At 37.1% G+C, this 4,200-nt stretch carries 5 protein-coding genes; 2 read left to right on the top strand and 3 right to left on the bottom strand.

From position 1 onward, the window contains the following. Positions 1 to 982 (bottom strand): pentapeptide repeat-containing protein (locus C7B77_RS25120; RefSeq protein WP_146138512.1); only part of this gene is annotated, 982 nt, incomplete at its 3' end. 165 nt (positions 983 to 1,147) lie between these two features. Between C7B77_RS25120 and C7B77_RS25115 the strand changes: the two genes are divergently transcribed. Beyond that, on the top strand, positions 1,148 to 2,011 hold the full coding sequence (locus tag C7B77_RS25115; RefSeq protein WP_106311377.1) for a Cfr10I/Bse634I family restriction endonuclease: 864 nt from the start codon (positions 1,148 to 1,150) through the stop codon (positions 2,009 to 2,011). On the opposite strand, the gene C7B77_RS25110 is transcribed toward C7B77_RS25115, so the two are convergent. Continuing rightward, positions 1,941 to 3,131: a DNA cytosine methyltransferase gene (locus C7B77_RS25110; RefSeq protein ID WP_106311374.1), complete on the bottom strand. Its 1,191-nt coding sequence runs from the start codon at positions 3,129 to 3,131 to the stop codon at positions 1,941 to 1,943. The two genes, C7B77_RS25115 and C7B77_RS25110, sit on opposite strands and share 71 nt — an antisense overlap. Before the next feature lie 95 nt (positions 3,132 to 3,226). Here C7B77_RS25110 and C7B77_RS25105 point away from each other — a divergent pair, with 95 nt between their 5' ends. Next, the gene (locus tag C7B77_RS25105) at positions 3,227 to 3,436 is read left to right on the top strand and encodes a helix-turn-helix transcriptional regulator (RefSeq protein WP_015158169.1); all 210 of its coding nucleotides are present in this window, start codon (positions 3,227 to 3,229) and stop codon (positions 3,434 to 3,436) included. A gap of 128 nt (positions 3,437 to 3,564) precedes the next feature. Here C7B77_RS25105 and C7B77_RS25100 read toward each other — a convergent pair. Next, on the bottom strand, positions 3,565 to 4,200 hold a 636-nt coding region (locus tag C7B77_RS25100; protein WP_281261389.1), incomplete at its 5' end, for a 3'-5' exonuclease.

Genomic DNA, 4,200 nt, shown 5'->3' with positions numbered 1-4,200 from the left:
CCAAATCCTCAACGTTTGATTCAGTAAAGTTGCAACAAGTCAAATCTGCATCTTCAAAATCAACCGTTTCAAAATTTACTCCGTAAAAGTTTGCGAATCGCAATGAAGCTCCTTTGAAATTTACAATGTTCATTTTAGAGTGTTTGAAATTAACTCTATTTCCAAAAGCATTGCTGAGATTGACATTATTCATAATGCTTTTCTCAAAAGATGTTTCAAAAAGAATCATACTGGTTGAAAAGAGCGATGGCAAATACAATCCTAAAATAATGAATAGCAATAAGTTTAAAACTTTGAATAAAAGTAGATAGAGTGCAATTTCTTTATGATACTCATCGATAGGACGAAGAAACGATTTCAACGTGCTTGCCGTATCGCCAGCATCTAGGAATAAAATAGCCGTTGCAGAAATTGCTGTTCCAAAGCATTGGATATATATTATTTTCAAAAAAATAGTAAATGTTTTCATATAGCCATTTATGAATTTTTCCTTAATGTCTATGCCAATAGCGACTACCTTTGACTCAAGAAAATTATAAACATAGGAAGATATTGCAGCATAGTAAACAGAGAATGCAAATGACAAAAGAAATAATACTTTTAACGATAAATTCTCTATTATAGAGTCTATTTCTTGACTATTTAATTCTGCTCCTGCCACAGAGTCATGTAAAGAAGACAGATTAACGGCAACATATGTAGAAAAAAGAACACATCCAATTAATACAACTATTCTTACAAAAGAGAAGCCACAGCTTATACTAGACAAGTCAATATTTGTTAGATTGGATTTACGGAAATCGCTACCGCAAAAATCTCGCCCACTCAAGCTGCCTCCCGACATCGTCTTTTTGAAAAAATCAGCACCTTGGAAAAAATTATCATTGAAATTATTAAGCCAAACTTCAATGACACCATGTATAGTAATAATCTTATTCATCATATATTCACAGTAACTTAAAATAACTACTCCATAAGCCATTATGCGTATCACTAATTTAGGCTGTAGTGTGGAGAACCGAACAAAAATCTCGATAATGGCATTCTCAGTACAGGTTTAGATTTTGAGCTAAAGTCGTCATAATACTACTCAAAACCTGCTAAATTAAGCTGAGTCTACCATTCAGCTACAAAGCAATAGAGATCGATGGCAATTAGGAAAAATGATGAATTCGAGGCTATTTACCCCACTCTCAACCTCGATGGATTGACATTCCTGGATATTGTCGATCGAATTGAACAAGTGGTTATACAAAAATCTACTCAAGCAATCACGCAAGGATCGCTAAATAATTGTCGCGGTACTTGGAACGAGCTTGCTTTTATTATGGAAGCACATCGATCGATATTACAATCGACCGAAAATTTATATCTAGTCAAGATGGGTAGTGAAACTAGTATCAAGTTCTGGGAAATCTACCAAAAAGAATCGAGACAGAAGTACGATCTGCTCATAGATATATTTAAGAACAAACAAGAACCAATATTTATCCGCTGCTCGACTCCTGATTTCGTCGTGATTAGCCGAGATATTGTTCGAGAATCATCTAGCTCAAATATATTGCAAAATTCATCACCACCACTCAAGGAAATTAATGAGTTATATAAAGTTATTAAAAATAAGTGTCTTCCTTACCAAGTCAAAGGATTTATTAGCTTAAAAACCAGCAATCGACCCGATCGAAGGTATCAGATCTTAGTAGAAGCAAACGTTGCTAAATTTGCCAGCAGATATATCCACGAATCAGCACACAGATTGAGATATGATATTATTGGTGAAAGCAATCCATCAGATCGAGAAGTGTTTTCTGCACCTTTGATCTTTACGCTTCCACGATCGGGAAATAATATTACTAGTGTGGAAAGGGCTATAGATTCAGAAGTAAATATCAAGTCTGGACAAGAATTGGATGAATACTGGAAAAGATACGAGGAAATTATCAAACTAGATCGAGAAGAGAAAGCTGTTTCTCCAGAAGAGGAGTTTGTGAATGATAATTTAGATTTTTAGTTGCCGATAGATTGGAGATAAAACTACCGGATAAAAACTCATTTATTGTCGTTGCTATTCCTTTTGCTGCTAGAAATGGTACGCCATTTCCAATGCTTTTGAACATGTCAGTAAGCGACATTTTTGCTGGCAACTCAAATTCAGGAGGAAGTGATTGAATAGCTAGAGCCTCTGCCACCGATATTCTTCTCGCTTGATAAGGATGTAAATGAACTTCATTATTTCCATAGCAAGCTGTAGGCGAGTATCTCCACCTATGTAAACGCTTATAAGATTTTTTAGAGTCATCGCCTTCCAGTACCGATAAAAATCTGCTAAGTCCAGCACGAGGAGTAAAACAGTGCTGACTATTAGAATGATGGTTTACATCATTTTTTTCAAACCAATACTGTACTGTTAAATTGACAGGTATTCCCACTGGACAACTTAAAGATGAATTTTCTCCAAATGGATCTGTTTTAGCCCAATGATAGGATTGGATCTTATCGATTGAATAAAGTTTGTTTATATCCCACGGAAATTGAGATTCTAATTCCTGACTCGATCTCATTGGTACTAAATCCGATCTAAAGCCAATGGAGATTGCTCTTTCCCTACTTTGCGGAACGCCATATTCTAAAGCATTAATCAAACTATCTGTGATTAAATATCCATTCTGTTCTAATCTCGATCGCATTCGATCGTAAAACAATCGATGTTTAGCAGTAGACCACAAACCTTTGACATTTTCAAACAAAAAGAAATCTGGTTGATATCGACAGATGAGTTCTACATAAGTTTCTGTCAATTTACCATTTTCTCCCCTACCGCCTCGATTCTTGCCACCAACTGAAAAATCTGGACAAGGTGGCCCAGCAATAAACCCAACTAAAGAGCCATCCTTTCTAGCATCGATTAATAAATCTCTCAACTTCTCTACTCTCTCCGATTCGAGCAAACTATCAGCATCACAGAGATCGTACCCATATTCTGGCTGCGATAACTTCATCTGACTACGCGAGTACTGATAGCCACCTAAAAATGATGGTTCGATCTCGTTCGCATAGGCAATGTCAAAACCAGCCATTTCAAAACCTAAATCGAGAAAGCCAATACCAGCAAAGAACGAGAAAATTTTCATCTATCTGCCTAACAAAGGAGGTTATGAGTTAAGATTATTACAAATTAGTTTAGGGTTTGTCAATCTAGTTTATCTAAATTAATTTGTAATCATGTATGGCATTGAGCGATCGCATCGTCAGTCTCCGTAAACAGCACAATTTATCTCAAAGGGATATCGCTTACGCCTTGGGAATAACAGATCAGACGGTAAGTAACTGGGAACAAGGACGTAGTGAACCAAGACTCACCATTAGACAAGTAGTTTTACTATGTAGTATTTTAAACTGTTCCTTGGCCGATCTTGACGATGGCAAAGATCGATGAGTCGGGAAGTCGATGAGATCTTTCGAGCGTTAATCGATTGGAAATTTCCCCCTCTATTATTGAGACTAGAAAGCGGTTAGCCACCTAATAAGGAAAATAACGTTAGATTGTCTTTTCAAATTAACTCTTTACTGCCTCACTAACTGAGGAAACTTTTTACATAAAGCCGAAAACAAAGGTGATGGTTTGCTATCTTGTAGTCGATCGCCTTGTTGCCAATTAAATCGATTCCACAAAAATGGTGCTTGTTGCTCGGATGCCAACCATAATAATTTTTTGGCTCTGGTAATTGCTACATATAAGAGCCGTAAATCTTCTCCTTGTTTGAGATAGTTGGCTAGCTCCCACGCATCTCTGGGCGTCGGTAAAGATTGGTGATGGAGATGGGCGCGGATTTTAGCGCGGGCGACTTCTGCTAAGGTAAAATCGCCTAAAAATTTGGCACCTTGTGGCGTCCATAATTGTCTGGGTATTTTGTCGCTTAAAAATGGAATAAAAACGTAATCCCAGTCCAATCCTTTGGCTTTGTGCATGGTGATAATTGTTACTTGTCCCGATGCGGTATAGCGAGATTCGGAACCATCATCGATATTTTCAAAACCTTCAGTCGTGACAATTTCTTGAAGGACTTCGATCGTGGTATAAATCGAACCGCGTCCGTAAGTTTGCATTGCAATTCGATCGGCTAATTTATCGGCTGTGGCTAGTTCGCTAGACTGATAATTCAATCGATCGGCTAAATAATTAATCAATTGATAATGGGG

Origin of the sequence: Chamaesiphon polymorphus CCALA 037, from assembly GCF_003003845.1 — a bacterium.
Lineage (GTDB): Bacteria > Cyanobacteriota > Cyanobacteriia > Cyanobacteriales > Chamaesiphonaceae > Chamaesiphon > Chamaesiphon polymorphus.
This window is presented reverse-complemented; position numbering and strand designations above follow the sequence as displayed.

Excerpts from the sequence above, each read along its gene's own strand:
- C7B77_RS25110 (WP_106311374.1), bottom strand. The coding sequence starts at position 3,131 with ATGAAAATTTTCTCGTTCTTTGCTGGTATTGGCTTTCTCGATTTAGGT.
- C7B77_RS25115 (WP_106311377.1), top strand. The coding sequence starts at position 1,148 with ATGGCAATTAGGAAAAATGATGAATTCGAGGCTATTTACCCCACTCTC.
- C7B77_RS25105 (WP_015158169.1), top strand. The coding sequence starts at position 3,227 with ATGGCATTGAGCGATCGCATCGTCAGTCTCCGTAAACAGCACAATTTA.